The sequence below is a fragment of the Pannonibacter sp. I15F10I1 genome (assembly GCF_900185665.1).
GTDB classification, from domain to species: Bacteria; Pseudomonadota; Alphaproteobacteria; order Rhizobiales; family Stappiaceae; genus Pannonibacter; species Pannonibacter indicus.
Window position 1 is genome coordinate 434,120 of the sequence record NZ_FYAN01000028.1, and the last position, 25,256, is coordinate 459,375.

Below are 25,256 nucleotides of genomic sequence, written 5' to 3' on the forward strand. Positions count from 1 at the left end.
GGCCTTCTGCGTCAAGTAATCTGGCCCGTGCTCTTCAGGTTTGCCAGCACTGCGTCCAGTGCATCGCCGGGGACTGGCATCAGCTTCGGCGCGCTGGTCCACAGCAGGGCGGCCGTCACCTTGCGGTCCGGATAGATGTCCGAAACCAGCCGCCGGTAGACGGCAAGCTGAGCGAGATAGTCCGGCGGAATGCCTGAAGCATCGGCCGGCACGTGCCGGTTGGTCTTGTAATCGGCAATCAGCACCTCGTCCGGGCGCACCACCAGCCGGTCGATCTGGCCGGACACAGAGGCCGTCACCCCGTCCGCCGTCACCATATGGCCGGAGATGGGCACCTCCGCCCGCCCGCCGGGGGCAAAGAGGGGAGCAAGATCCGGGTCTTCCAGAATGGCCATCACCTCGCCCAGCAGCTCGTCCTTGCGGGCGGCAAAACGGGCGGGCAGGGAGGTTGCGACAAAGCGCTGCCCGGCAGCCGCGCGTTCGGCTTCAGGCAGATCCGGCAGCAGTTCCAGCAGCCGGTGCAGCAGACGGCCGCGCTCCAGCGGATAGGCCTCCGCCTGCCGGTGTGCTTCCAGCGCGGAAAGCCCGTCCGGCGCCTCGATGCCCTCCTTCATCTCCATCGCGTCAAACACGCGGGAGGGCTGAAGCCGGGGCATGCGGGCGGGCGGCGTCACCGGGCGGGTCAGCCACTCCGGCACAGGGGCGGCGGGTTTTTCCGCTTCAGGCTCAGCGTGGGCACTGTGCTTTTTCAAGGGAGCAGCCGGATCCGTGCCGGGCTTGCGCCACAGCCAGGCGGTGACGGTGCCATCGGGGGCGGTCACTTCCTCGGCTTCCGGCTTCAGCGCGCTGGCGGCCAGATCATACCAGCAGCCTTCTTTGGGGCCCTTGGCAGGCTGCCAGCCGCAGACGATCAGCCGGTCCTCGGCGCGGGTCATGGCCACATAGAGCAGGCGCCGGTATTCTTCGGCGGCGCTGGCGCGGAACTTGTCGATGGCCGCAGTCTGCCAGCCCATGCGCTCTGCCTTCACCGGCAGCCACACCAGTGCGGGGGCCTGTTCTGCGTCATCCTTCGGCTTGAAGGGCAGGAAGGACGGGTCGTGATGGCTGCTGACGGGGGCATTGCAGGGGTCCACCAGAATGACAATCGGTGCTTCCAGCCCCTTGGAGCCGTGCACAGTCATGATGCGCACAAGTCCGGCGGCATTTGTCAGCTCGCGCTTGATCTCGGTGGGAGCAGCGGCGAGCCAGGCAAGAAAGCCTTCAAGGCCGGGAATGCCGGTCTGCTCATAGCCCATGGCCAGGGCCAGAAACTCGTCCAGCACGTCGTCCACTTCAGGCCCCATGCGGCCCCGGAAGGCCCGCCGCCCGCCATCGACGGACAGCAGCCTTGCGTAGAACTCGAAGGGCGGCATGAAGTCGGCCCTTGCCCGCCAGGCTTCCAGCTGCTGGCGCACATGGTCCCAGCGGTTGCCGTCTAGCGCCTTCTTCAAAAGCCCCTGCCAAAGGGTGCCGGGGCGCAGCCGTTCCACCGGATCGCGGGCAATTTCCAGCAGGGCATCGTCATCAAGGCCGAACAGCGGGCTCTTCAGCACGGCGGCCAGCGACAGGTCGTCTTCGGGCAGCAGCATGAAGCGGCCAAGGGCGACCAGATCCATCACCGCAATATGCTCGGTCAGCACCAGCCGGTCACTGCCTGCGGCAGGCACGCCAAGCCGTTTCATCTCCCGGTTCAGTGCTTCCACGAAGGGCCCGCGCTTGCGCACCAGGATCATCACGTCGCCGGGCCCAGCGGTGCCCTCATCCATCCACTGGCGCAAGGTGGCGGCAATGCGCCTGGCCACCCGCAGCATGGGTGATCCGGTGCCCAGATGGTCCACCGGCAAGGTCCAGTCCTCCGGTTCTTCGTTTTCCAGCGGCTCTTCCAGAGGCCAGATTTCAACGAGCCCCGGATCCCGGCGGATCGCCTCATGCACCGGGGGCTTCACCTCCTGCGACAGGCCGACATGGGCTTCGGCGGGCAGGAACACCCGGTCCACCGCGCCCAGCACATCCGGCGTCGAGCGGAAGGACAGCTGCAGCTCCACCGGATGGAACGGCTGGTCCGCCTGGCCGGCGCGCTTGTCGAAATAGCGGCGCATCTCGTCGAAATAGGCGGGCACGGCGCCTTGAAAGGAATAGATCGACTGCTTCTCGTCGCCCACGGCGAAGATGGTGCGCGGGCCGCGTCTTGCGCCTTCGCCGGAGAAGAATTCCTCCGCCAGCGAGCGGATCACCTGCCACTGCCGGGGGCTGGTGTCCTGCGCCTCGTCCACCAGAATGTGGTCAAGGCCCTGATCCAGCTTGAACTGCACCCACTGGGCTGCATCGCTGTTGGCCAGAAGATTGGCGGCACGCACCACGAGGTCTTCAAAGTCCAGCAACCCGCGCCGGGCCTTGCCCGCCTCGTAATGGCCGATGACGCCATCAGCGAGGCGGAAGATGGCGGCAGTGCCTTCCAGCGTGACGATGGCCCGGCGCTTGTCCAGCAGGGCCACAAGCCGGGCCTGCTCGGCCAGCATGGCCTCTGCCACTTGCGGAAACTGCTTGGTGACGCCAGCCGTGCACAGGCGCTTCGCCGGTTCCATGGCCTGCGTGAAGAATGCCCGCAGCCAGTTGTGACGGAAGGCGGCGGGATCGCCGCCGGGCTTCAGTCCTTCAGCGGCAGCGGCCAGAAGGTCCGCCTTGTCGCCATCGGTCTTGGTGCCCTGCCGCAGCGCTTCGGCAACGGCCAGCGGATCGCGGATGAGGCGGCCTTCCAGAAGCTCCTCCTCCAGCGCCTCAAGGCTTGCCTCCGGTTCCAGCCCGAAATCCCGCGCAAGGCTATCGAGTGCCGCGTCCAGATCTCCGGCGCTGACGATCCAGTTGCGCAAGGCATCGCGGCGGTTGATGGCCTCGGCCAGGACCTCCTCGACAGCCGCATCCGGCATCAGGCCGATCAGCCGTTGCAGGGCCGCGCCCAGCGGGCTTTCCGGCGCGGTTTCTGCGGCATGCAGCACGAAGGCGCGGGCTTCCGCCATCAGTTCTGCCGCCAGCCGGTCGTCGAGCACCGAGAAATGCCCGGCCACATTGGCTTCCAGCGGAAACTGGTGCAGCAGCGCCTCGCAGAAGGCGTGGATGGTCTGGATCTTCAGCCCGCCCGGTGTTTCCAGCGCCTGCGCGAACAGCCGCCGTGCCCCGGCAAGGCGGGCGCGGGAGGGGGGCGTTCCATCGATGGCGGCAATTTCCTTTGCCAGCTCATCATCGCTCAAGGCGATCCATTGGCCGAGGATCTTGAACACACGGGTTGCCATCTCGGCAGCGGCGGCCTTGGTGAAGGTGAGGCACAGAATGCGCGAGGGATCGGTGCCATCCAGCAGCTGGCGCACCACCCGGCGGGAGAGAACGAAGGTCTTGCCCGAGCCCGCATTGGCACTCACCCAGGCCGAGGCGTGAGGCCGGGAGGCAAGGTCCTGCCGCTGAAGCGTTGCAAGGGGGATCTGCGGCCCGCTCATTCGCTGTCCTCCGAACCGCTGGCCCATTCCTTCACCCGGGCAAGGTGATCATAGGGGCCGTTGAGGTCGCGCTCCTTCTCCACCCTTGCGCGGGAGAGATAGCCGCGTCCCTCGTCCTGATAGGCGGCCACCAGCTGTTCCAGCCGCTTCCAGGCATCTTCCGCCAGTTCCTCGATGGTGCGGTCCTTCGGCTGGCGCGATTCCACCTTCAGTGCCGTGCGCCCGCCTTTCAGCTCGATGTAGAGCATGTCGGACACCGGGTCGCCCGCAGGCACGCTGCCAAAGCCGCCGCGCCGGATCATGGCGACTTCCAGCGGCAGCTGCGGTGAGAGCAGCGCTTCCACCTGTTTGATGCTGGGCACCGCGCCGGTCTTGTAGTCGATTACCGCCAGCGTGCCGTCCTGCATCAGGTCGATGCGGTCGGCGCGGCCCGTGAGCCGGAATTCGGCACCCGGCAGGGTCAACTCGACACCGCCGGAAATTTCGAGGAAACGCTGGCGGATGGAGGGTTCCCGCTGGCGTTCAAAGGCGACAAACTCTTCGGCAATGCGCAGGAAACGCGGCCACCACAGGGCGCGGATGGCGGGGAAGGCATCAAGCGGGGCAAACAGCTCCGCGCCGATTTCGACCAGCCGCGCCACGGCCTTGTGGTCGAGATCCCCATGCCATTCGGACAGGAACAGCGCCAGCGCGTCATGGATGATCGAGCCCTTGTCCGCCAGCGTCGGCGAGCCGCCGATGGGGTCCACCGGCTCAAGGCCGAGGATGCGGCGGGCAAAGATGGCATAAGGATCACGCACCAGCCGTTCGACTTCGGTGACGGACAGGCGCACCGGCCTTGCGCTCAGGGGCGGCTTCGGGGCAGGCCGTTCCGCCGGGGTGACGGGCCCTTCGGCAAGATCGAGGAGGCCGGCGAGCTCCGTCCAGCGCCGCCCGCGTTCCAGCATGGCAGCTTCCGCCTCAGGTCCGGCCAGTGTCAGCAGCCGTTGCAGCCAGCGGGAGGTCACAGTGGGGGCGCCATCGGCTCGGCTGGCGCGGGAGAGGATCACCCGGCGTGCGCCCAGCCCTTGCACGAAGTCATGGGCGCCAGCCCCGATGCGCCGTTCCGGCGGCTCCAGCCCCATGTCGCGCTTCATCGGGCGGTTCAGCCATGGGTCGTTGCGGGTGCGCTGCGGCCAGATGCCTTCGTTGAGCCCGCCGAGAATGACCAGGTCCGGCCGCTGCAAGCGCGCTTCCATCGGGCCGAGGATCTGCACCCGCGGATCCCCCGGCAGGCGGCGGCGCACGGCGGTTCCGGCAATCAGCGCTGCGAAGACGGAGGGCCATTCGCGCGCAGGCACGGCAAGGCCTGCACGGCTGCTGTCCATCAGCCCGGTCAGCATCAGCGCCAGCGCATCGCCCGTCTCGCCCCGGTAAAGCTCCGCATCCGAGCCGGTGGGGTCGCCTGCAATCTGTTGCAGCACCCTTGCATGGGCACGGGCGAGTTCATCGACGGGAATGGGCTCCTTCCGCTCCAGCAGGCATTCCAGCGGCTCCAGCGCCGTGATGAGGCGGGTGGCGAGGTCACTGACTGCGGCCCAGTCCTCTTCCACCAGCTTCTTCCAGCGGGGCGTATGGGCGTCCTCGGCCGCAAGGCGTGCGGCGGCAATCGCATCAGGCAGCCCGCGTGAGCCGAATTTCGGCGCAGGCCCGCGTAAGACGCCGCGTTCCAGCGAGCGGGCGGCGGAGCGGATGTCTTTTGTCTCCAGCCCGAGGCGTGCCAGCGGATGTTTCAGCAGGGCGAGAAGATCCAGCGGCGCGCAGCCTTCCAGTGCAAGGCGCGCGGCCAGCATCGCCAGCACGGCGGGCGGCGTCTGGTCGAGCGGGCGTCCGGCGCTGTCATCCACGGTGATGTTCCAGCGGCCCAGCTCTTCCGCCACGCGGCGGGCGAGCAGGCGGTCGGGGGAGACAAGGGCTGCCGTCCCGCCGCGCTCCACCGCCTCGCGCAGGGCAATGGCGAGGCTGAGGGCTTCTTCCGCCTCGTTGCGGGCAATCACCAGTTCCACCCCGTCAAGCGCGGCCTTGCGCTCCTCCGCTGGGGTCTGCTGCAGGAAGGAAGTCCATGCGTCGGTGGTGGAGGCCGGACGCAGGGCTTCGCTCACCAGCGCCTCGCGGGCGGCCAGTTCCGGTGTTTCCGGCGGGCAGAGCGGTGTCACCTCGCGCCGGTCTACACCAAGCCGGTCGAGCAGCTGTTTCAGGCCATATTGCGGGTGGCCGTTGGCGCTGGGCTCGTCCTGCGGCAGTGCGGCTTTACCTGCATTCACCCGCCGCTGCGGGGCGCGGCCAAGGGCGGACCAGGAGGCATCATCCATGCGCATGTCCAGCCCCGGCAGCACGATGGCGCCCTGCGGCAGGTCTGCAATGGCTTTCAGCAGCTCGGCTGTGGCGGGCACGGTGCCGGTCGATCCGGCGGCGATCACGGGGCCCTTGGGCGGGTTGAGGCGCAGGCGCTCCGCCTCACGCCGGATCAGCGCCGACCGGCGGGCCTTGGGGTCCATGGCGCCGCATTCGGCCAGATAAGCAGGCCAGGCAAGGCGCACGATATCAAGGAATTCCAGCGTCACCTGCCAGTAACGGGCATGATCCTCCGGCACGAGGCTGGCGAGCGCCGACCAGTCGGCTTCCTCGGTTTCCAGCTCGTCCATCAGGGTGATGAGGTCACCGGCCAGCCACGCGGCATCAGCGGCGGAAGCAGGAAGGCCCAGCGGCTCGTCTTCGCCAAGGGCCAGAACCTGACGGCGCAGGGCCGCCTTCCAGCCCATCACCAGCCGCGTCATCGCCAGCTTGCGCTCCAGCGGCGGCAGTTCGGGTGGCAGCGCCTCGCCGTCACCGGGGGCGGAGAGAAGCTGCAGGTCCTCATCCGCATCGCCCAGCGGGCGGATGCGCGGCAGCAGCACGGGCCGGCCGCCGAACATTTCCTGCACCAGCGCGGGCAGGGCGCGGGCGGCACGGCGGGTCGGCAGATAGAGGGTGACATCGGAGAGCAGCAGCGGATCATCCAGCGGCCGGAAGCCCTCGATCAGCCGCCCGTCCACCAGCGCCGCGATCAGCTCCCGGGAAAAATCCGCCGAGGGCGGAATGGAGAAAATCCGCGCTGCCATCAGTCCTGCCTGCCGTCTGGATCGGGTTTCAGTCTGCGCTTTCGCGCACGGCCAGTTCCGCCTCGGCAATGGCTTCCGGCGTGCCGATATGCAGCCAGATGCCTTCCATCAGCGTGCCATGCAGGCGCCCGGCCTCGATGGCCCGGTCAAACAGCAGGTTGAGCGAGAACTTGCCCTCCGGCGCATCGCGGAAGAGGCGGGGATGCAGGATGGCCGCGCCCGCATAGGCAAAGGGCGCCACCGAACGCTCCGGCCGGCGCTCCAGTACGCCGTTCGGGTCCATCAGGAAATCGCCGCGCCCGTGATAGCCGGCGCTGTGTACCATGTCCGAGAGCAGCAGCAGCGCATCCATGCGCTCCGGATCAAAGGCTTCGATCATGTGTTCCAGATTGGGCTTCACGCCTTCCACCCAATAGGCGGTGTCGGCATTCAGCACGAAGAACGGATCATCACCCAGCAGCGGCAGGGCCTTGGCGATGCCGCCGCCGGTTTCCAGCAGGGCCTCGCGCTCGTCGGAAATCATGACCTCAAGGTCCTTGCGGCGGCGGGCATGCACTTCCACCAGATCGGCAAGGTAATGCACGTTGACGACGCAGCGCTTCACCCCGGCAGCCGCCAGCTTGTCCATGCCATGGTCGATCAGCGCCTTGCCGTTCACCTCGATCAGGGGTTTGGGTGTTGTCGCCGTGATCGGGCGCATGCGCTTGCCAAGCCCGGCAGCCAGGATCATTGCGCTATGGGGACGGAAAACGCCGTTCGTCATGAGAAACCTGCAAACTGCTCCGGTTGAAATCGCCTGCCGGAGATAGGAAGTGCCGAAGCCCCCGGCAAGCAGGGGCCACTGCCTAGCAGTGCCTGCTTCGCGCTCTCAAGGCAAGTGCAGCCGGGTGCGGCTTGAGAGCCTCTTGCAGCCATGAGGCAGCAGGATGACCAGCAGGCAGCTGGAACGTGACTGAATCTTCGCGGCACATGAGCATTTTTCGCGATGTGCCGTTTGACCGGTCTTTCCCGCCATGCAAAGCACAGGGTACGTTGGTGAGGCCTCTCAAGAGTCCGGTCCGGAGTTCGCCATGACAGTGAATGCGTCAGTTCTGCTCTTTTCCTACGGTACGCTGCAGCTGCCTTCCGTGCAGCAGTCTTCCTTCGGACGGCTGCTTTCGGGGGAAGAGGACGCCATGACCGGCTACACCACCAGCATGATCGAGATCACCGATCCCGAAGTTCTGCGCCAGAGCGGGCAGCGGTTCCATCCGGTCGTCGTGCCCAGCAGCAATCCGGACGATGAAGTGAAGGGCACCGTGTTTGCGATCACGGACGAAGAGCTTGCAGCCGCGGATGCCTATGAAGTGGATGACTACATCCGGACCGAGGTGCAGCTGAAGTCCGGAAAGCGGGCCTGGGTCTACGTCAAGGCCTGATCTGACGGCATCAGAGACACTGGCGCCTCACAGTTTGCCAATGCCCGGGCACCGCGTGAGCCTAGCTAATCCGCGCCCGGAACCAGTTCGCCAGTTCCTCCAGCGCCGGATGGGCGAGGGTGCGGTCGAGATAGTCCGTCATGCGTGGCATGTGGGCCATGTACTGCGGCTTGCCATAGGCATATTTCAGCCGCACGAAGGCCCCGAGGATCTTGGCGATGCGCTGCGCGCCCATGACGGCATAGGCAGCCCGGAACAGCTCTTCGTCAAAGCCCGCGTCCTGCGCCTTGCGGCGGGCGAGATAACCGGTCAGCAACTCCTCTTCCAGCGCGCGCGGGATATCCACCCTTGCATCGAGCAGCAGGGAGGCAAGGTCATAGGCAACGGGGCCAATGACGCAATCCTGATAGTCGATGAGACCCAGCTTCGCGTGCCCCTCGCGCCCGTCCAGCCACAGGATGTTGGGGGAGTGATAGTCCCGCATCACCCAGCCGGTCTGCGCATCCCTGATCCGGGCAAAGGCCGTCTGCCACAGGGCGCGGTATTCCGCCCGCTCCTGCGTATCCGGCGCTGCGGGCAGGGTGGCGGGATCCGCTCCGGCACGCCAGGGCACATACCATTCGAGAAAGAGATCGGCCTCCGTCAGCAGGGCATTTTCCGAATAGGCCGGGATGATGTGGCGGGCCAGCACCGTACCGTCCATGCCGGTCACGGGCAGATCCTGCGGCCAGTCCGTGTCCGAGTGCATGTCCGCCAGCAGCTGCGCGGCGGCGGCGTAGCGCTCCGCGATGGGCTGCCTGTCCGGCGTGATGATGCCTTCGCCGCCAAGGTTCTCCTGCAGCAGCAGGCCCGCATCCCGGTCGATGGCGTAAAGCTCCGGCGCGCTGTAACCGCGCCGCCGCAATTCACCCGTCAGTGCGATGAAGGCATCGACGGTGCGGGCGCGGTGCACGGTCTCGCTGTAGCTGGGTATTTCGCCCGGCTTCGCCAGGTCATAGGCAGCGGGAGAGTTCATCAGCACGGCGGATTTCTGCGGCGTGCGGATCACCTCATAGGCCCGCGCCGAGGCATCGCCGGTCAGATAGCGCCGCTCCGCGCCTGTGAAACCGGCCTCCTCTGCCAGTGCCCGGATGCGCTGCGTCCGCGCCAGCCGCTGCACCCAGCGGCCTTCTGCGGCAGGGCTGGCATATGAGAAAGTCACCGCACGGGCGTCATTCTCGCCGGAATGGGCGATGGACAGGATCAGCCGGCTGGCGGGAAGGAAACGGCCGGCCTTTTCCGGCCATTCGATCAGCGCCGCGCCCGTGGCCGTCAGATCCTCCAGACCCAGTTCTTCCAGCTCCTCCGGCTCTTCCAGCCGGTAAAGATCGAGATGGGAGATGGTCAGCCGGTTCAGATCATAGGTCTGGACGAGGGTGAAGGTGGGGCTCGGCACTTCCAGCGCGGGATCACCGGCAAAGGCGCGCAGCAGGGCGCGGCTGAAGGTGGACTTGCCCGCGCCCAGATCACCGCTGAGCGCAATCACATCGCCGGGGCCAAGGATGGCCGCCACGTCTTCGGCCAGCCGTTCCATGGCGGCTTCATCCGGGATGGTGAGGCTGAGCGTGGGGGAGAGCGGGTGCGCGGGGCTCATGCCGGGCTTACTCGGCAGCGACCCGGCCGGTCACTTCGGGCTTGGCGGGAAACGTGCAGGTCACGGTCGTGCCGTTCCCCTCCCGCGACTGGATCTCCACATGCCCGCCGTGCAGTTCCACGAAGCTCTTGACGATGGACAGGCCCAGCCCGGCGCCCCGGCGTCTTGCGCCCGAGTCATGGCCGACAAAGCGGTTGAACACGGCCTCGATCATCTCCTGCGGAATACCGCAGCCGTGGTCCTTGACGGTGAAGACGACGCTGGCGCCCTGCCGGGTGCAGGTCACATCGATGATGCCGCCTTCCTCGGAATAGCGCACGGCATTGGCAATCAGGTTGAACAGCACCTGCCGCAGCCGGCGCTCATCCGCCAGCATGGTGCCGATGTCATCCGGCACATGGGTGCGCAGCACGATCTGCGATTCGACCAGCCGGTCCTTCAGGCCCTCGACGGCGGCGGACACGGTCTGCGCCACATCCACTTCGCTGAGGTCCAGCTCCATGATGCCGGCATCAATCGTCGCCAGGTCGAGAATGTCGTTGATGATAGCGAGCAACGCCGAGGACGAGGACAGGATATATTCCGCGTATTCGCCCTGCTTGTCGGAAAGCTCGCCGAATTTCGGATCGGACAGAAGCTGCGCAAAGCCGATGATGTTGGTCAGCGGCGAACGCAATTCGTAGGAAACATGCTGGATGAAGGCGTTCTTCAGATCGTCCGCCTGCTGCAGCGCCTCGTTCTTTTCAACGAGCGCACGCTCCATGTTGACGCTGTCGGTAACGTTAACGAAGGTCACCAGCGTGCCGCCATCCGGCAGGGGCACGGTGGCGTAATCCAGCACCGAGCCATCGCGCCGCTCCATGCGGCCGGCCAGATGCGTGCGGCTGTCCATCAGCCCGGTGATCGAGCCTGCCAGCAGGCGCCAGGCTTCCATCTCGCCGGTGTTGGCGGCGCAGGTGTTCACGATGTCATTGACATGCGGCATGACCGAAAGCTGGTCTTCCGGCATGGCCCAGATTTCGCTGAAGGCCGGGTTCCACAGGCGCAGGCGCCCGTCGGAGCCGAACACGGCGACGGCTTCGGACAGATTGTCCAGCGTCTCGCCCTGCACGCGGATCAGGGCGTTGTAGCGGCTTTCCAGATCCAGCCGCTCGGTCACGTTCTCGTAGATGTAGGTCACGCCGCCCTGCGGATGCGGGTTGGCGATGACGCGCAGCGTGCGGCCGTCCGGAAGGTGCCACCAGCTTTCGCGCGCTTCCAGCGACTGGTAGCTTTCCAGCATCTTGGTGCGCCAGACGCGGTAATCGGCCTGTTCGGGCAGCTTGCGCCCGGCACGCAGCGTGTCGAGCACGATGCCGTCTTCCGGCTGGCCATCGAGGAAACCGGTGTCGAGATCCCACAGCGCGCGGAAGGCGGCATTGTAGAACTGCAGCTTGCGGTCAGCGCCGTAGATGGCCACCGCTGTCGCCAACTGGTCCAGCGTGCGCCCGTGGAATTCCTCGGTGCGCTTCAGTTCCTTCTTGGTGCGGTCCAGCTCGGAAATGTCGATGGCCATGCCGGCGCTGCCGACGTTGGAGCGCACATCGGTGACTTCAAAGACGCGGCGCTCACCGGCCGCCACAATCGGCATGCGCGAGCGGAAGCAGCCGTCGTCATTGCGCTCGCGGCTCATGGCCTCGCGCGCCGGGGCATCGAGGAATTCGACTGCGCCGCTGACGGCCGCCTCGGGCGAGGCGCAATCGACGGCGCGGGCATAGGCGCGGTTGGCCCAGTTGACCTTGCCTTCCGCATCCGTCTGCCAGGCCGGGGCGGGCATCGCCTCCAGCAGGGCATGCAGCATGTAAAGTTCGCCGGAGAGGCGCGCGTTGCGGGCGGCAAGTTCCGCCTGCGACTGGCGGTCGCCGGTCAGATCGCGCAGACGCAGCACGGAGGCAGCACCCGCCGTGCGGCCCACGGCCTCGATATAGGTGCGGTGGCGGGTTTCCAGCGTGATGCAGAAAGCCTCGCCGATGCTGCGCAGGCGCGCCAGATGATCTTCCAGCAGCTCGGCCGATTTTGCATCCAGCCAGCTGCCGAAGCTCAGAAGCTGGGCGGCGCTGCGCGGCGCGCCGCAGCTGTCCGGCAGATTGCCCCAGACATGCGGCGTCAGACCCGGGCGTTCGCCAAGTCCGGTCCAGGCAATGATCCGCTGCTCTTCGGTGTTGAGCATGGATTCCAGCCGGTCGACGAAAAGCTTGAGATCGCGGTTCTCGCGCGAAAGGGCACCGATGCGGGCAGCGCTGGTGCGGCGGTTGCGCAGAAAGGCGAAGGAGGCCGTGACGGCAAAGGCGCAGGCGCCGCCAAGGGCGGCCAGCCAGACCATCTGGTCGGCGCCGAACTGTGCGGTGGAGGTGCTTGCCGCCTGTGCCAGGCTGCTGCCCATGCTGGCGGCGAGGGCAAGGGCGCTCACGCCCGAGAGGGAGAGCGTTTTCAGAATCCGTCTCCGCCGCCCTGCGCCCTTGCGCAAGCGTGAACCGCCGTCTACCGGCATCTGCCTACCTCTTTTGCCGCCATTCAGTCCGGCCGGAGGCCGGAGTCGTCAGGGAGCTGCCTCAATCCCCTGATTCGTTTTGACCATACCTTGTTCGGGAATCGCGCTAAAGAGTCTGTTGATGAAAAGTTAACAGGCCCCGTCCGGGTGGACGGGGCCTGCATTTGTGCTTCTACGCAAGTCAGATTCCATATGGCACAATATGTAGTGTGTCGTATGCTTGAAATCAGTACTTGTAGTGTTCCGACTTGAACGGACCGGTCTTGTTAATCCCCAGATATTGGGCCTGGTCGTCCGTCAGTTCGGTTAACGAGACGCCCAGCTTGGCGAGGTGCAGGCGGGCCACCTTCTCGTCCAGGTGCTTCGGCAGCACGTAGACCTCGTTCTGGTACTGCTCACCGCGGGTGAAGAGTTCGATCTGCGCCAGCACCTGGTTGGTGAAGCTGGCGGACATCACGAAGCTCGGATGGCCGGTGGCATTGCCAAGGTTGACGAGGCGGCCCTGCGACAGAAGGATCATGCGCTTGCCGTCCGGGAAGACGACCATGTCGACCTGATCCTTGACCGGGCGCCACTGCAGGTTCTTCAGCGCGGCAACCTGGATCTCGTTGTCGAAGTGGCCGATGTTGCAGACGATGGCCATGTCCTTCATCGCCCGCATGTGGTCGAGGGTGATGATGTCCTTGTTGCCGGTGGCGGTGACGAAGATATCACCCGTGCCGGCCACCTGATCCAGCGTCTTCACGTCGAAGCCGTCCATGGCGGCCTGCAGGGCGCAGATCGGGTCGATTTCGGTGACGATGACGCGCGCGCCCGCACCAGCCAGCGACTGGGCCGAGCCCTTGCCCACATCGCCATAGCCGCAAACCACGGCGACCTTGCCCGACATCATCACGTCGGTGCCGCGGCGGATGCCGTCCACCAGCGATTCACGGCAGCCATAGCGGTTGTCGAACTTGGACTTGGTGACGCTGTCGTTCACGTTGATGGCCGGGAAGGGCAGCTGGCCCTTCTTCTGCATCTCGTAAAGGCGCAGCACGCCCGTGGTGGTCTCTTCGGTGACGCCCTGGATCAGATCGCGCTGCTTGGTGAACCAGCCCGGGTTCTTGGCCATGCGCTTCTTGATCTGGGCAAAGAGGTATTCTTCCTCTTCGGACTTCGGGTCTTCGATGAGGCCGGTCTCACCGGCTTCGACGCGGGCGCCGAGCAGGATGTAGAGCGTGGCATCGCCGCCATCGTCGAGGATCATGTTGGCGCCTTCCGGGAAGTCGAAGATCCGGTCGGCATAGTCCCAGTATTCTTCCAGCGTCTCGCCCTTGATGGCGAAGACCGGAATGCCCGCAGCGGCAATGGCGGCAGCGGCCTGGTCCTGGGTGGAATAGATGTTGCAGGAAGCCCAGCGGACTTCGGCGCCAAGGGCCACCAGCGTCTCGATGAGCACGGCCGTCTGGATGGTCATGTGCAGCGAGCCGGCGATGCGGGCGCCCTTCAGCGGCTTGGACGCGGCGAATTCGGCGCGGCTGGCCATCAGGCCCGGCATTTCGGTTTCGGCGATCTCGATTTCCGTCCGGCCCCAATCGGCGAGCTTGATGTCCTTGACGATATAGTCGGTCATGACCCTGATCCTGTTCTGATCTGTTTCAGCAGCCGCCCGCTGGCGGCACGAAGGTGCACTGCACCCGGCCAGGCCTGCCCGCCTCACGGCAACAGCCCCGGAATCCCATTCCGCTCCTTATATAGCGGCCTTTCAGCCCTATCAATGCGGATATAAAGATTTCTTTATATGAGGAGGGAAATGCGGGAACGGGGTTAAGGGAGTGTTGGCGGGGACGTCAGCGCAAGGATGATGGCTTCAACGATTTAAGCGGAAGTTCGAACATCGAGCCGGGTGCGACATTTGCAGCGATCGATTCTATGGCAGGCCACAGAGCAATCAGGCGCTCAGCCTGTTTCAGGACGGGTGATTTATACAGACCTGATGACAGGAACATCCCGATAATCTTGGAGGACTGGAAAGCCGACTTTTCAGTCTTGTTGCGGGTAATGCGCCGGTCACCCGATATCAGAACCCAGCCCCCTTCGCGGTTAAGTGCAGTGATAAGATCTATGTCTTTGATGCTGGGATCGAATTTTTCTTTCAGAGCAATGATCTCATATCCATCACCCATTAAGGCCTGTAATGCCCGGGGAATGCGTGGTGACAGATTATGGTCAAACAACACTTTCAAGCGGCTAGCTGTTCCTCATATGCGACGGCGTCACGGACGACTTGAACAGGAACCTCATAAAGTTCTGAAACCAGCTGCTCTGATCCTTCGGCTTTGACCGCCTGTGCCAGGGTAATGGTGGGAATGTTGTAGTGAGCAGTCGTTGGCTGGCCGAAAACAAGGTCCGGGTCGATGATGATGGAAGGCTTTCCCTTGAACGGCCGCCAGCGGGTAACCGAGCCCTCTTCAATATCAAGATCCTTGAACGTCCGCTCAATCACGCTCTTCAGGACATATTGCTTCTGGCGCAGGTCAAGCAGTGTTTCCTGGTCGTCAGGTGAAACACTGTTGAGGAATATGGTCCGTCCATCGGTCAGGAAGCGCTGGGTCGAAAATGGATGTGAGGCCCCGACACACTCCTGAGCATGGATGAGACAGCGCCTGATTGTCTGGACCGCAAGTCCTGCACTGATGAATTCCTTCACGAACCGAAGTTCTATCAGGTCCCTGAAGCCCAACTCGAGAGTGTCATCGTCTGTCTGGAGCTGTGGCTTCCAGAGGGGGGGCACTTGAACATGTTCCGCATCATGCTTGTAGCTGTAGCCGCCAAGCCAGCGGCGGATGCTGCGCACAGGTATGCCGAGCAGGCGGGCTGCGTCGCCTGCCGTATAGAAACCCGTTCCAATAGCTGCTGATGGCGCACTCATTAGTGAGCACCCTTATGCGTCAAACTTCAAATACAGTATCGGCCAGAGCTGAAGCCGGTCAAATGAGAAAGATAAAAACTGCAAATATAAATAGATGTAATATCCCGGTTGAGCGTGTGAGGAAGCAGCGCCCCTCAATCCTCCTCGCCGAACCTGTCTGCCACAAGCGCGGCGATGGCGGTCAGGGCGGCTTCGGCTTCGGGTCCGGTCACTTCCACGTGGATGCAGCAGCCCGGCGCTGCGGCCAGCATCATCAGGCCCATGATCGAGGTGCCGCCAACCGTCTGCCCGTCCTTCGACACGCGCACATCCGCGTTGAACGTATCGACCAGCTTCACCAGCTTGGCGGAGGCGCGGGCGTGGAGGCCGCGCTGGTTGACGATCAGCAGGCTGCGTTCGAGGCGTGTCATGTTTGGCGCGGCATCCATCGTGGTCAGTGTCTTTCTTCGGGGCGCGGGCGTCAGCCGTTGCCGGACAGAACCTGGCTGGCGACGGAGATGTATTTCTGGCCGGCCTTGCGGGCTTCCTCCACCGCATCGGCAAGGCCCCGGTCGGCGCGCACGCTCGCCAGCTTGATCAGCATCGGCAGGTTCACCCCGGCAATCACCTCGATGGTCTTGCCGTCCATCACGGAGATGGCAAGGTTCGAGGGCGTGCCGCCGAACATGTCGGTCAGGAGCACGACACCTGCGCCGGTGTTCACCTCCTCGACAGCGCCGAGGATATCCTGACGGCGCTGCTCCATGTTGTCCTCCGGACCGATCGCAATCGTTGCGACCTGCGTCTGCGGGCCAACCACGTGCTCAAGTGCCGCCTTGAACTCTTCCGCCAAGCGGCCATGGGTCACGAGTACCAGTCCAATCATGCCTTGCCGACCTGTGTCTTTCGTCGTGGGTCCGGTCTGTCCGGTTTCCCGGGGCTTGCGCCGGATCTGAACGCTGTTGCCGCAATGTCGGCAAGCGTGGCGCCCAAAGCAAGCAGTTTTCTCATTAACACGGCCTAAACAGGCGGCCGCTTTCCCGGATAAATCGCGCGCAGGGCCTCCCGGATCAAGGCCACTGCGCCTGCCGCATCGCCGGAGGGCACCGGCTGGCGGGCAATCAGCCGGTCCAGCAGCACCGTGGAAAGGGCATCTGCCTCCGGCATGCGCTCGAGTTCTGCTGCCGGCTCAAGATCGGCCACAAGGCTGATCAGGGCCGCAGGCTCATGGAGAACCGGCACGATGCCGCGCCCGCGCAGCTCCGCCCGCCCGGCGATGGTCTGCGGCGCCCGCGCCCTCAGGCCTGCCGCTGCCGCGTCCAGCAGGCACTGGTCATCGGCCACATGGGCGGCGAAATGGCCGTTGCGGCCAGCCCGCTCCACCAGTTCTGCCGCCAGCCGCGACTTGCCGGAGCCCGAGGGGCCGCGGATCAGCACACCCGTGGTGCCGAGGATGACCGCGCAGCCATGCACCAGCAGGCCGCCATGAGCTGCATGGCCGCTCATGCACTGCCGCCTGCGGGCAGGGTGATGATGAAGCGCGCGCCCAGAATGGTCTTCTCACCGGTTTCCGGATCGGTCTCCGTGCGGTTCTCCGCCGTGATCGTGCCCCGGTGCGCCTCGATGATCTGGCGCGAGATGGAGAGGCCAAGGCCGGAATTGTTGCCGAAGGCCTCGCCATCGGGCCGGTCGGTGTAGAAGCGCTCGAAGATGCGCTCGATCTTCTCGGCCCGGATGCCGGGGCCATCATCATCAACGGTGATGACGACCGCGCTGCCCTTGCGGCTGGCGCCGATGCGCACGGTGCCGCCGGGGGGCGAGAAGGAGCGGGCATTGTCGATCAGATTGTTGATCACCTGCGCCAGACGGCTGTCATGGCCGAGGATCAGATAGCCTTTCTCCTCCGCCTTTTCTGCGGCCTTGTCGGCATGCCGGTCCTGACGGGTGCTGCTGCCCTTCACATTGGCATTCTTCACGTCCGCGATGGTCAGGATCACGCGCGGGGCATCTTCGGCGGCACGCTGGTTGGCCATGTCGGCGACATTGCGCAACAGGCGGCTCGCATCCAGCGCTTCCGCACTGCCGCGCGCCAGTTCCGCATCCAGCCGCGAGGCGTCGGAAATGTCGGTGATCAGGCGGTCGAGGCGGCGCACGTCATGCTGGATCACTTCCAGCAGGCGGGCGCGCGAATTGTCTGATTTCGCCAGCGGCAGCGTTTCCACGGCGCTGCGCAGCGAGGTCAGCGGGTTTTTCAACTCATGCGCCACATCGGCCGCAAAGCGCTCGATCGCATCCATACGGTTATAGAGCGCATTGGTCATGTCGCGGAAGGAGCGGGCAAGATGGCCGATTTCGTCCTGCCGGTCCGAGAACTCCGGGATCTCCTGGCGCGATTTGCCACCGCGCCGCACCCGCTCTGCCGCCGCAGCAAGGCGGCGAACGGGGCCGGCAATGGTGCCGGCCGTCAGGATCGACATGACGAGCATGACGCCTGCGGCCACCATGAACACGCGGATGATCGCGATCCGTTCGGCGCTGACGATGGCGTCAATGTCTCCCCCTTGCGTGGAGAGCAGCAGCGCGCCCACCACCTGCCGGAACCGCTGGATCGGCACGGCCACCGAGACGATCAGCTCGCCGCGCGGCGACAGGCGCACGATGCTGGCGGGGGAGCCGGAAACGGCGGCTTCCACCTCAGGATAGATCAGCCCGTCACCGGCACCGGCTTCCTGATAGACCGGCAGATCACCGCGCCGCAGCCAGATCTTCACCGACTGCCAGATCCGGTCAAAGAAGCCGTCCTCCTGCACCGTGGGCGGGGACAGGTCGTAGCGCATCACCTGGCTGTAAAGCTGGCGCGAATCAAGGATCAGCATGCCTTGCGTGTCATAGATCCGGGCGCGGGTCTTGGTCGGCGAAATCAGCCGCCGCAGCACCGGCCCGACACGCTCGGGATTGACCGGGAAATCGAGGGATTCCACCGTTGTCGTGCTCGGCATCAGAGTTTCGCCCGCCTGCATCTGCAGCAGGCGTTCCGGGTCAACCGTAATGGCGCCCGTGTCCACCGTGGCCGAGGCGGCGATGGCGCCGGCGATGATTTCGCCCTGCGTCAGAAGGCTCTGCACACGGGCGTCGATCAGCCCGGCGCGGAACTGGTTGAGGTAGAGAATGCCGGAGACCAGCGCGATGAGCCCCGCGAGGTTCAGCACCACGATGCGCCGGGTCAGCGAGGAGAAGACATAGGTGCCGAGCAGTGCTCCGGCCCGGTTCAGGAACCTTCGGCGCAGGCGCGGGTTGCCAAGGTGGCGCAGGGCGGCCGGAGACGTGCGTTCGCCCGCGCTGTCCTCTGCGCGGGCGTTGCCGTCTTGCTCCTTCGCGTGAAGGCGCATGTCTTCCCCGGTGTCAGTTGCCATCTGGCGTCAGGAACCCTCAGGTCTCCCGGAACCGGTAGCCGACGCCATAAAGGGTCTCGATCATGTCGAAGTCGTCGTCCACCATCTTGAATTTCTTGCGCAGGCGCTTGATGTGGCTGTCGATGGTCCGGTCGTCCACATAGACCTGATCATCATAGGCCGCGTCCATCAGTGCATTGCGGCTCTTCACCACGCCCGGGCGCTGGGCCAGCGCCGAGAGGATGAGGAACTCGGTCACAGTCAGCGTCACCGGCTTGCCGTTCCAGGTGCAGGTATGACGCTCCTGATCCATCAGAAGCTGGCCGCGTTCCAGCAGCTTGTCGCCATCCTCGCGCGGGGCGGAGGCATCGCGCGGCTGCACCCGGCGCAGCACGGCGCGCACGCGCTCCACCAGCAGGCGCTGTGAGAAGGGTTTGCGGATGAAATCGTCCGCGCCCATCTTCAGGCCGAACAGTTCGTCGATCTCGTCATCCTTGGAGGTGAGGAAGATCACCGGCAGATCCGAGGTCTGGCGCAGGCGGCGCAGCAGTTCCATCCCGTCCATCCGCGGCATCTTGATGTCGAAGATCGCAAGATTGGGTGTGTCGCTGAGAAGACCATCCAGGGCGGAAGCGCCATCCGTATAGGTCTGGACCCTGTATCCTTCCGATTCCAGCGCAATGGAAACCGAAGTCAGGATGTTACGGTCATCGTCGACGAGTGCAATAGTCGGCATGATGCGGGTCTTCGTCCTTTGATCCGTCAATGTCGTAACTCACCTTCAGCCTTTGGCCCCGCAATTGCGCATAAAATAAGGCAAAGGCAATTGCATACCAACTCTTTAATCTTCTGCCGGTTCCATTAGCCGCCGTTTTTTATACGGCGGGAACCTCGGCGCCCGTCTGTCATGTGGGTGTGATCTGCGAAAGACAAAGTGTTCTGCGTCACAGTTTTGCTTAAATTCACGGTCCAAAATAAATCGATCTGCCAAGTCTTTGTTTTTTAATCGATTAAATGGTCAAATCATCCTTTCTGTTCTCTTGTTGCGCGGCGGCAGATCAACTAGGGTCCGCCTGCGCCGGGACTTGAGGGGAGGCAGATCAGTTGCGTCTCTCCGGCCCTCCGGCGCGTGTAGACAGATTAAGGGACTGCGCGATCATGAAAGAGACAGGTGTCCGGAACCCGGCCTGCGGCCTTGAAACAATCGGCCTGACGGGGCTCGGTGCGATTTATTGGAACCAGAACGAGCCGTCTCTTTACGAATACGCGCTGCAGCGCGGTGAGGCGCGGCTGTCGGCCGGCGGGGCTCTGGTGGCTGACACCGGCACCCACACGGGCCGTTCGCCGAAGGACAAGCTCGTTGTCTGTGATGCTTCGACCGAAGATCAGGTCTGGTGGGACAACAACGCAAAGATGACGCCGGAGCAGTTCGACGTTCTGCTGGGCGACTTCCTCGATCATGCCAAGGGTAAGGATCTGTTCGCGCAGGATCTCTACGGTGGCGCCGAGGCAGCCTATCGTCTTCCCGTGCGTGTCTATACCCAGTTTGCCTGGCACTCGCTGTTTATCCGCAACCTGCTGATCCGCCCGAAGGCGGAAGAGCTGGCCACCTTCGTGCCGAAGATGACCATCATCGATCTGCCGGACTTCAAGGCCGATCCGGCCCGTCACGGCTGCCGCTCCGAAACGGTCATTGCCTGCGACCTGTCGCGCATGATCGTGCTCATCGGCGGCACGTCCTATGCCGGCGAGATGAAGAAGTCCGTCTTCACCTTCCTCAACTACCTGCTGCCGCCGCAGGGCGTCATGCCGATGCATTGCTCGGCCAACGTCGGCAAGGACGGTGACACGGCTGTCTTCTTCGGCCTGTCGGGCACCGGCAAGACCACGCTCTCCGCTGATCCGGAGCGCACTCTCATCGGTGACGACGAGCACGGCTGGGGCAAGACCGGCGTCTTCAACTTCGAAGGCGGCTGCTACGCCAAGACCATCAAGCTGTCGAAGGAAGCTGAGCCGGAGATCTTCTCCACGACGCAGCGCTTCGGCACCGTGCTGGAAAACGTGGTGCTGGATGACGCCCGCGTGCCGGACTTCGACAATGGCTCGAAGACCGAGAACACCCGTGCGGCCTATCCGATCCACTTCATCTCCAACGCCAGTGCCACGGGCGTTGCACCGCAGCCGAAGACGATCATCATGCTGGCCGCCGATGCCTTCGGCGTGATGCCTCCGATCGCCCGTCTGACCCCGGCGCAGGCCATGTATCACTTCCTTTCCGGCTACACCGCCAAGGTGGCCGGCACGGAAAAGGGCGTGACCGAGCCGCAGGCGACCTTCTCGACCTGCTTCGGCGCACCCTTCATCCCGCGCCACCCGAGCGAATATGGCAACCTGCTGCGTGATCTCATCGCCGAGCAGGGCGTGGACTGCTGGCTGGTGAACACCGGCTGGACGGGCGGCGCCTATGGCACCGGCAGCCGCATGCCGATCAAGGCAACCCGCACGCTGCTGCGCGCCGCGCTGGATGGTTCTCTGAAGACCGCCGCCTTCCGCATGGACCCGAACTTCGGCTTTGCCGTTCCGGAAGCCGTGCCGGGCGTCGACAGCGCCATCCTGAACCCGCGCGAAACCTGGGCCGACAAGGCCGCCTATGACGCGCAGGCCAAGAAGCTGGTGCAGATGTTCATCGACAACTTCGCCAAGTTCGAAGACGCGGTGGACAGCTCCGTTCTGGCTGCAGCTCCGGCTTCGCGCAACGCGGCTGAGTGATCCGCTTTCCCGTACGGGAATGACATGAGAGACAGCCGCAGCCCCGCTGCGGCTGTCTCTCGTTTTACAGCTTTCCAAACGGGCCCCGGCATGCGCACCCATCATGCCTGGTTCCGCTGCAGCGCCCCGGCCCTCCGGGGCGCTGTTCCTTTTCCGGCCAGTATTTTGGCAGCAGCCCGGTTGAATGGGTTTTTCTTTCCAGCGCCTGCATCCTCCCTGTATCCTTGCGGGAAAGACCATGAGGGAGAGTGCCATGGCGGATGAACTGGCAGTGGCAGAAGCTTGGGTGAAGGCGGGCCGCAAGGTGGCGGTTGCGACGGTGGTGGAGACCTGGGGTTCTGCGCCCCGGCCGGTTGGCTCCCATCTCGTCATTGATGCGCAGGGCAATTTCGAGGGCTCCGTCTCCGGCGGCTGTGTCGAAGGCGCGGTCGTCGCCGAGGCGGCGGACGTGATTGCCTCCGGCAAGGCCTCGATGCTGGAATTCGGCGTCGCCGATGAAACTGCCTGGCGGGTCGGCCTGTCCTGCGGCGGGCGCATCCGCGTCTATGTGGAGCCGGTCACCCATGCAGCTTGATCTTCTTGCCGCTCTCAATGAGGAGCGTTCGGCCCGCCGTGCAGCCATTCTGGTGACGGAGCTTGCCAGCGGCGCCCAGCGGCTGGTGAAAAAGGGGGTGGTCGCGGCTGAGGACCCTCTCGCCGCAGAGCTGGAAAAGCGGTTCCTGTCCGGCGCGTCCGGGCTGGTGAGCGCGGAGGATGGAACGCAGTCCTTCCTCACCGTTTCCGTGCCATCGCCGCGCCTCGTGATCATCGGCGCGGTGCATATCTCGCAGGCGCTTCTGCCCATGGCGCAGATTGCCGGGTTTGACGTGACGGTGATTGATCCGCGCACCGCCTTTGCCAGTCCCGAGCGGTTCCCGGCGGATGTGCTGATGGCCGAATGGCCGCAGGATGCACTGCGCGCGCGCCCGCTGGATGCCTATACGGCGCTGGCCGCCGTCACCCATGACCCGAAGATCGATGACTTTGCGCTGGAAAGCGCGCTGCGGGCGGGGTGCTTTTATGTGGGCGCGCTGGGCAGCCGCAAGACGCATGGCTCCCGCCTGCAGCGGCTGGCGGCGGCAGGTGTCGCAGAAGCGGATCTTGCCCGCATCCGCGCGCCCATCGGCCTTGATATCGGGGCAGCCTCACCGGCCGAAATCGCCGTCGCGGTGCTGGGTGAGGTGATTGCCGCGCTGCGCAAGCCGGGTGGAGGGCGCTGATGCAGTTTGGTCCCCTCCCTCTGGCGCAAGCCGAAGGCGCGCTGCTGGTTCATGCGACGCGCACGGCTGGCGGCTTGCTGAAGAAGGGGCACCGCCTCACCGCAGCCGACATCGAGGCGCTGGCCGCAGCGGGGCTGACGGATGTGACGGTGGCGCGGCTGGAGCCCGGCGATGTGGATGAAAACACGGCGGCCCAGCGGCTGGCAAAGGCCGCAGCGGGCAGCGGCTTGATCCGGGACGGGGTGCAGACCGGCCGCGTCAATCTTCATGCGGAGGTGAATGGTGTGCTGGTGATCGACCGGCAGAAGGTCGATGCCATGAACCGCATTGATCCGGCGCTGACCTTCGCCACCCTGCCGGAATTTGCCGCCGTTAATGCGGGCCGGATGGTGGCAACAGCCAAGATCATCCCCTATGCGGTGGCCGAACACCATCTGGCTGCGGCGGAATTGGCTGGGGCAGGGGCAATCCGCGTCGCGCCCTACCGCGCCCGCCGGGTGGGGCTGGTGGCGACCCTGCTGCCGCAACTGAAGCCGGTTACCCTGGACAAGACCCGCAAGGTGCTGGAGCGGCGGCTTGAGGCCTCCGGCAGCGTGGTGATTGGCGAGCACCGGGTGGCCCATGACAGGGACGCGGTGGCAGAGGCGCTTGCCGCCCTGAAGCGTCAGGGGGCGGATTTCTTCGTGCTCTTCGGCGCCTCCGCCATTGCCGACCGGCGCGATATTCTGCCCGGCGCCATCGAACAGGCCGGTGGCAGGGTGATCCACTTCGGCATGCCGGTGGATCCGGGCAATCTGATGCTGCTGGGCGAATTGGACGGCATGCCGGTCATCGGCGCGCCGGGCTGTGCCCGCAGTCCGGCAGAAAACGGCTTCGACTGGGTGCTGGACCGGCTGCTGGCGGGGCTTCCTGTCACGCCAGAGGTGGTGACCGGGCTTGGCGTCGGCGGCCTTCTGATGGAGATCGCCAGCCGCCCGCAGCCCCGGCAGCAGGGGGCGGGCAAGTTTTCAGCCGCCAGTGCCAGCGGGCGCTATGGCGGCATCATTCTGGCGGCGGGCCGTTCCAGCCGCATGGCGGGCGGCAACAAGCTTCTGGCGCAGCTGGATGGAAAAAGCGTCGTACGCCATGTCATTGACGCGGCCGCAGCCAGTCAGCTCGAAAAGGTGATCCTGGTCACCGGCCACATGGCGGAACGGGTGAGTGAAGAAGCAGACGGAAGCCGTGTGCGGGCGGTCATCAACCCCGGTTTTGCGGAGGGTATGGCCAGTTCCATCCGCCTTGGGCTGCGGGCCTTGCCGGACAATCTCGATGGCGTCGTGATTCTGCTGGGCGACATGCCGCGCATCACCGGTGCCATGATTGATGCGCTGATTGCGGCCCATGACCGCAGCGAGGGGCATCTGATCGTGCTGGCGACGGCAGAGGGCAAGCGCGGCAATCCGGTGCTCATCGACATGCGCTTCCGCGAAGATCTGATGCAGCTTCAAGGTGATACGGGTGCCAGGCATCTCATCGGCGCGCATGATGATGTGTGTACCGAAGTTGAACTGGGCCGTGCCGCGCGGCTTGATCTCGACACGCGTGAGTCTCTGGCCGCGGAGGGCGGAGTATTGACAGAAGGTTAACTGCAGTTGCAGCCATGCTTTGTCTGCAGGTCTTCCATGACGGCTAAGCTCTTGCGCAAAGTCTGCAGGGGCATTATGTAACCTGCACTTGATTTGCGGTTGCTGGCCTGACCTTGTTCCGGTTCGGCGCCGCCATGAGATTCCAGCACGAGAATGCGACGTCTGGCCGCCCGGCAAGTTCCGGAGGAGCGGCCGGTCTTTTGCGTTTTCGTGCAACAGAGACCGGCAAGAAGGAAAAGAAGATGGATAATGCTCTGAGCCTCCCGCGTCCTGGCCGCTGCAAGTGGGCCGAAGGTGACAGCGGCAACTACACGTTCCCGTGCAATGTGCGCGTCGAGTCCGGAACGTCCTACTGCACGGACCACCGCGCGCTGGTCTACATGCCGCCGGAAGAGCGCCGCCGCTCCAGGAGCGCGTCTGCTCCGGCCTTCAAGCGCATCGCGGCCTGAGGCACGGAAACTCAAGACAGGGCAGCTTTCCTCCTCCCGGCTGTCCTCTTTCAACCCGGCTCCCCGTTGAGCCGGGTTTTTTCTTGTTCGGGCCAACGTGGAGCAGGGAGGAGGATTGTCCTGCGGCAAACAAAAAACGCGGCTCCGGAGAACCGCGTTTCGAAAAATGTCCGCTCTGAGCGAGACCGGCCGCTATCCTCAGGCTGCCTTGAGCGCCGTCTGGATTTCGATCAGCTGGGCCAGCGTTGCTTCGGCCTTGGTGCGCGCTTCGTCGTCGCGGGCGTCGGCAACGTCCTCACGGGCGTCCTGCACCTGCTGGGCGATAACGTCGGCCTTCAGCTCAGTCACCGGAATGGCCTGTTCGGCCAGAACGGTGAGACCGCTGGTGGACACGTCGGCAAAGCCGCCGCGCACGAAGTACTCGACCAGCTTGCCTTCGCCGGTGCGGACCTTCAGCAGGCCCGGACGCATGGTGGCCATGAACGGGCTGTGATCCTTCAGGACACCAAACTCGCCTTCGCTGCCGGGAACGGTGACCTCGAGAACCTTGTCCGACAGGAGAAGGCGCTCAGGGGAGACAAGCTCAAACTGAAATGGCTGTGCCATCTGGCGTGTCCT

General features: G+C 64.8%; 20 protein-coding genes. 6 read left to right on the top strand and 14 right to left on the bottom strand.

Going from position 1 to position 25,256, the window contains the following annotated elements; translation table 11 throughout:
- Positions 1 to 11 precede the first annotated feature (11 nt).
- From addA to IF10I1_RS20615, 3 genes are read right to left on the bottom strand one after another with little or no spacing between them, the layout of a single operon-like run.
- On the bottom strand, positions 12 to 3,530 hold the full coding sequence (gene addA / locus IF10I1_RS20605; protein ID WP_186391596.1) for a double-strand break repair helicase AddA: 3,519 nt from the start codon (positions 3,528 to 3,530) through the stop codon (positions 12 to 14).
- Positions 3,527 to 6,670 carry a double-strand break repair protein AddB gene (addB, locus tag IF10I1_RS20610; RefSeq protein WP_186391597.1) on the bottom strand — a complete coding sequence of 1,048 codons (3,144 nt, stop codon included), beginning with the start codon at positions 6,668 to 6,670 and terminating at the stop codon, positions 3,527 to 3,529. Before addB ends, addA begins: the two co-directional genes overlap by 4 nt.
- A 28-nt stretch (positions 6,671 to 6,698) precedes the next feature.
- Positions 6,699 to 7,433 (bottom strand): nucleotidyltransferase family protein, encoded by a 735-nt coding sequence (locus IF10I1_RS20615; RefSeq protein WP_058898314.1) that lies wholly within the window; start codon positions 7,431 to 7,433, stop codon positions 6,699 to 6,701.
- 307 nt (positions 7,434 to 7,740) lie between these two features.
- Here IF10I1_RS20615 and IF10I1_RS20620 point away from each other — a divergent pair, with 307 nt between their 5' ends.
- Positions 7,741 to 8,088, top strand: coding sequence for a gamma-glutamylcyclotransferase family protein (locus IF10I1_RS20620; RefSeq protein ID WP_050473360.1), 348 nt, complete (start codon positions 7,741 to 7,743; stop codon positions 8,086 to 8,088).
- A gap of 61 nt (positions 8,089 to 8,149) precedes the next feature.
- Here IF10I1_RS20620 and tsaE read toward each other — a convergent pair whose 3' ends face one another.
- The 10 genes from tsaE to IF10I1_RS20670 all read right to left on the bottom strand — a co-directional run bounded on the left by tsaE (position 8,150) and on the right by IF10I1_RS20670 (position 19,272).
- On the bottom strand, positions 8,150 to 9,721 hold the full coding sequence (gene tsaE / locus IF10I1_RS20625; RefSeq protein WP_186391598.1) for a tRNA (adenosine(37)-N6)-threonylcarbamoyltransferase complex ATPase subunit type 1 TsaE: 1,572 nt from the start codon (positions 9,719 to 9,721) through the stop codon (positions 8,150 to 8,152).
- Positions 9,722 to 9,728: 7 nt separating this feature from the next.
- Positions 9,729 to 12,251, bottom strand: coding sequence for an ATP-binding protein (locus IF10I1_RS20630; protein ID WP_208977099.1), 2,523 nt, complete (start codon positions 12,249 to 12,251; stop codon positions 9,729 to 9,731).
- Positions 12,252 to 12,477: 226 nt separating this feature from the next.
- Positions 12,478 to 13,866, bottom strand: coding sequence for an adenosylhomocysteinase (gene ahcY, locus IF10I1_RS20635; RefSeq protein ID WP_186391599.1), 1,389 nt, complete (start codon positions 13,864 to 13,866; stop codon positions 12,478 to 12,480).
- A 217-nt stretch (positions 13,867 to 14,083) separates the two neighbouring features.
- Positions 14,084 to 14,473, bottom strand: a complete 390-nt coding sequence (locus tag IF10I1_RS20640; protein ID WP_244274524.1) for a hypothetical protein — start codon at positions 14,471 to 14,473, stop codon at positions 14,084 to 14,086.
- A gap of 2 nt (positions 14,474 to 14,475) precedes the next feature.
- Positions 14,476 to 15,165, bottom strand: coding sequence for a hypothetical protein (locus tag IF10I1_RS20645; protein WP_186391600.1), 690 nt, complete (start codon positions 15,163 to 15,165; stop codon positions 14,476 to 14,478).
- Between the two features lie 134 nt (positions 15,166 to 15,299).
- Positions 15,300 to 15,593, bottom strand: coding sequence for an HPr family phosphocarrier protein (locus IF10I1_RS20650; RefSeq protein ID WP_058898317.1), 294 nt, complete (start codon positions 15,591 to 15,593; stop codon positions 15,300 to 15,302).
- Positions 15,594 to 15,625: 32 nt separating this feature from the next.
- Positions 15,626 to 16,030 (bottom strand): PTS sugar transporter subunit IIA, encoded by a 405-nt coding sequence (locus IF10I1_RS20655; protein ID WP_019963681.1) that lies wholly within the window; start codon positions 16,028 to 16,030, stop codon positions 15,626 to 15,628.
- A 134-nt stretch (positions 16,031 to 16,164) separates the two neighbouring features.
- Entirely contained in the window at positions 16,165 to 16,650 is a 486-nt protein-coding gene (locus IF10I1_RS20660) for an HPr kinase/phosphorylase (protein WP_186391601.1), read from the bottom strand.
- Positions 16,647 to 18,557, bottom strand: coding sequence for a sensor histidine kinase (locus tag IF10I1_RS20665; protein WP_186391602.1), 1,911 nt, complete (start codon positions 18,555 to 18,557; stop codon positions 16,647 to 16,649). The genes IF10I1_RS20660 and IF10I1_RS20665 overlap by 4 nt, the downstream gene beginning before the upstream one ends.
- Before the next feature lie 16 nt (positions 18,558 to 18,573).
- Positions 18,574 to 19,272 carry a response regulator transcription factor gene (locus IF10I1_RS20670; protein WP_026355512.1) on the bottom strand — a complete coding sequence of 233 codons (699 nt, stop codon included), beginning with the start codon at positions 19,270 to 19,272 and terminating at the stop codon, positions 18,574 to 18,576.
- A gap of 422 nt (positions 19,273 to 19,694) precedes the next feature.
- Here IF10I1_RS20670 and IF10I1_RS20675 point away from each other — a divergent pair, with 422 nt between their 5' ends.
- The 5 genes from IF10I1_RS20675 (at position 19,695) to IF10I1_RS20695 (ending at position 24,638) form a co-directional block, all read left to right on the top strand.
- Positions 19,695 to 21,305 carry a phosphoenolpyruvate carboxykinase gene (locus IF10I1_RS20675; RefSeq protein ID WP_186391603.1) on the top strand — a complete coding sequence of 537 codons (1,611 nt, stop codon included), beginning with the start codon at positions 19,695 to 19,697 and terminating at the stop codon, positions 21,303 to 21,305.
- A gap of 253 nt (positions 21,306 to 21,558) precedes the next feature.
- Complete coding sequence (locus IF10I1_RS20680) at positions 21,559 to 21,879, top strand: XdhC family protein (protein WP_019963676.1); 321 nt, start codon at positions 21,559 to 21,561, stop codon at positions 21,877 to 21,879.
- Positions 21,869 to 22,564, top strand: a complete 696-nt coding sequence (locus IF10I1_RS20685; RefSeq protein ID WP_186391604.1) for an XdhC family protein — start codon at positions 21,869 to 21,871, stop codon at positions 22,562 to 22,564. Before IF10I1_RS20680 ends, IF10I1_RS20685 begins: the two co-directional genes overlap by 11 nt.
- Entirely contained in the window at positions 22,564 to 24,189 is a 1,626-nt protein-coding gene (locus tag IF10I1_RS20690; RefSeq protein WP_186391605.1) for an NTP transferase domain-containing protein, read from the top strand. Before IF10I1_RS20685 ends, IF10I1_RS20690 begins: the two co-directional genes overlap by 1 nt.
- Before the next feature lie 242 nt (positions 24,190 to 24,431).
- Positions 24,432 to 24,638 carry a hypothetical protein gene (locus tag IF10I1_RS20695; protein ID WP_050473644.1) on the top strand — a complete coding sequence of 69 codons (207 nt, stop codon included), beginning with the start codon at positions 24,432 to 24,434 and terminating at the stop codon, positions 24,636 to 24,638.
- Positions 24,639 to 24,836: 198 nt separating this feature from the next.
- Here IF10I1_RS20695 and IF10I1_RS20700 read toward each other — a convergent pair whose 3' ends face one another.
- Complete coding sequence (locus IF10I1_RS20700) at positions 24,837 to 25,244, bottom strand: F0F1 ATP synthase subunit epsilon (protein ID WP_050473351.1); 408 nt, start codon at positions 25,242 to 25,244, stop codon at positions 24,837 to 24,839.
- Between the last annotated feature and the right edge of the window lie 12 nt (positions 25,245 to 25,256).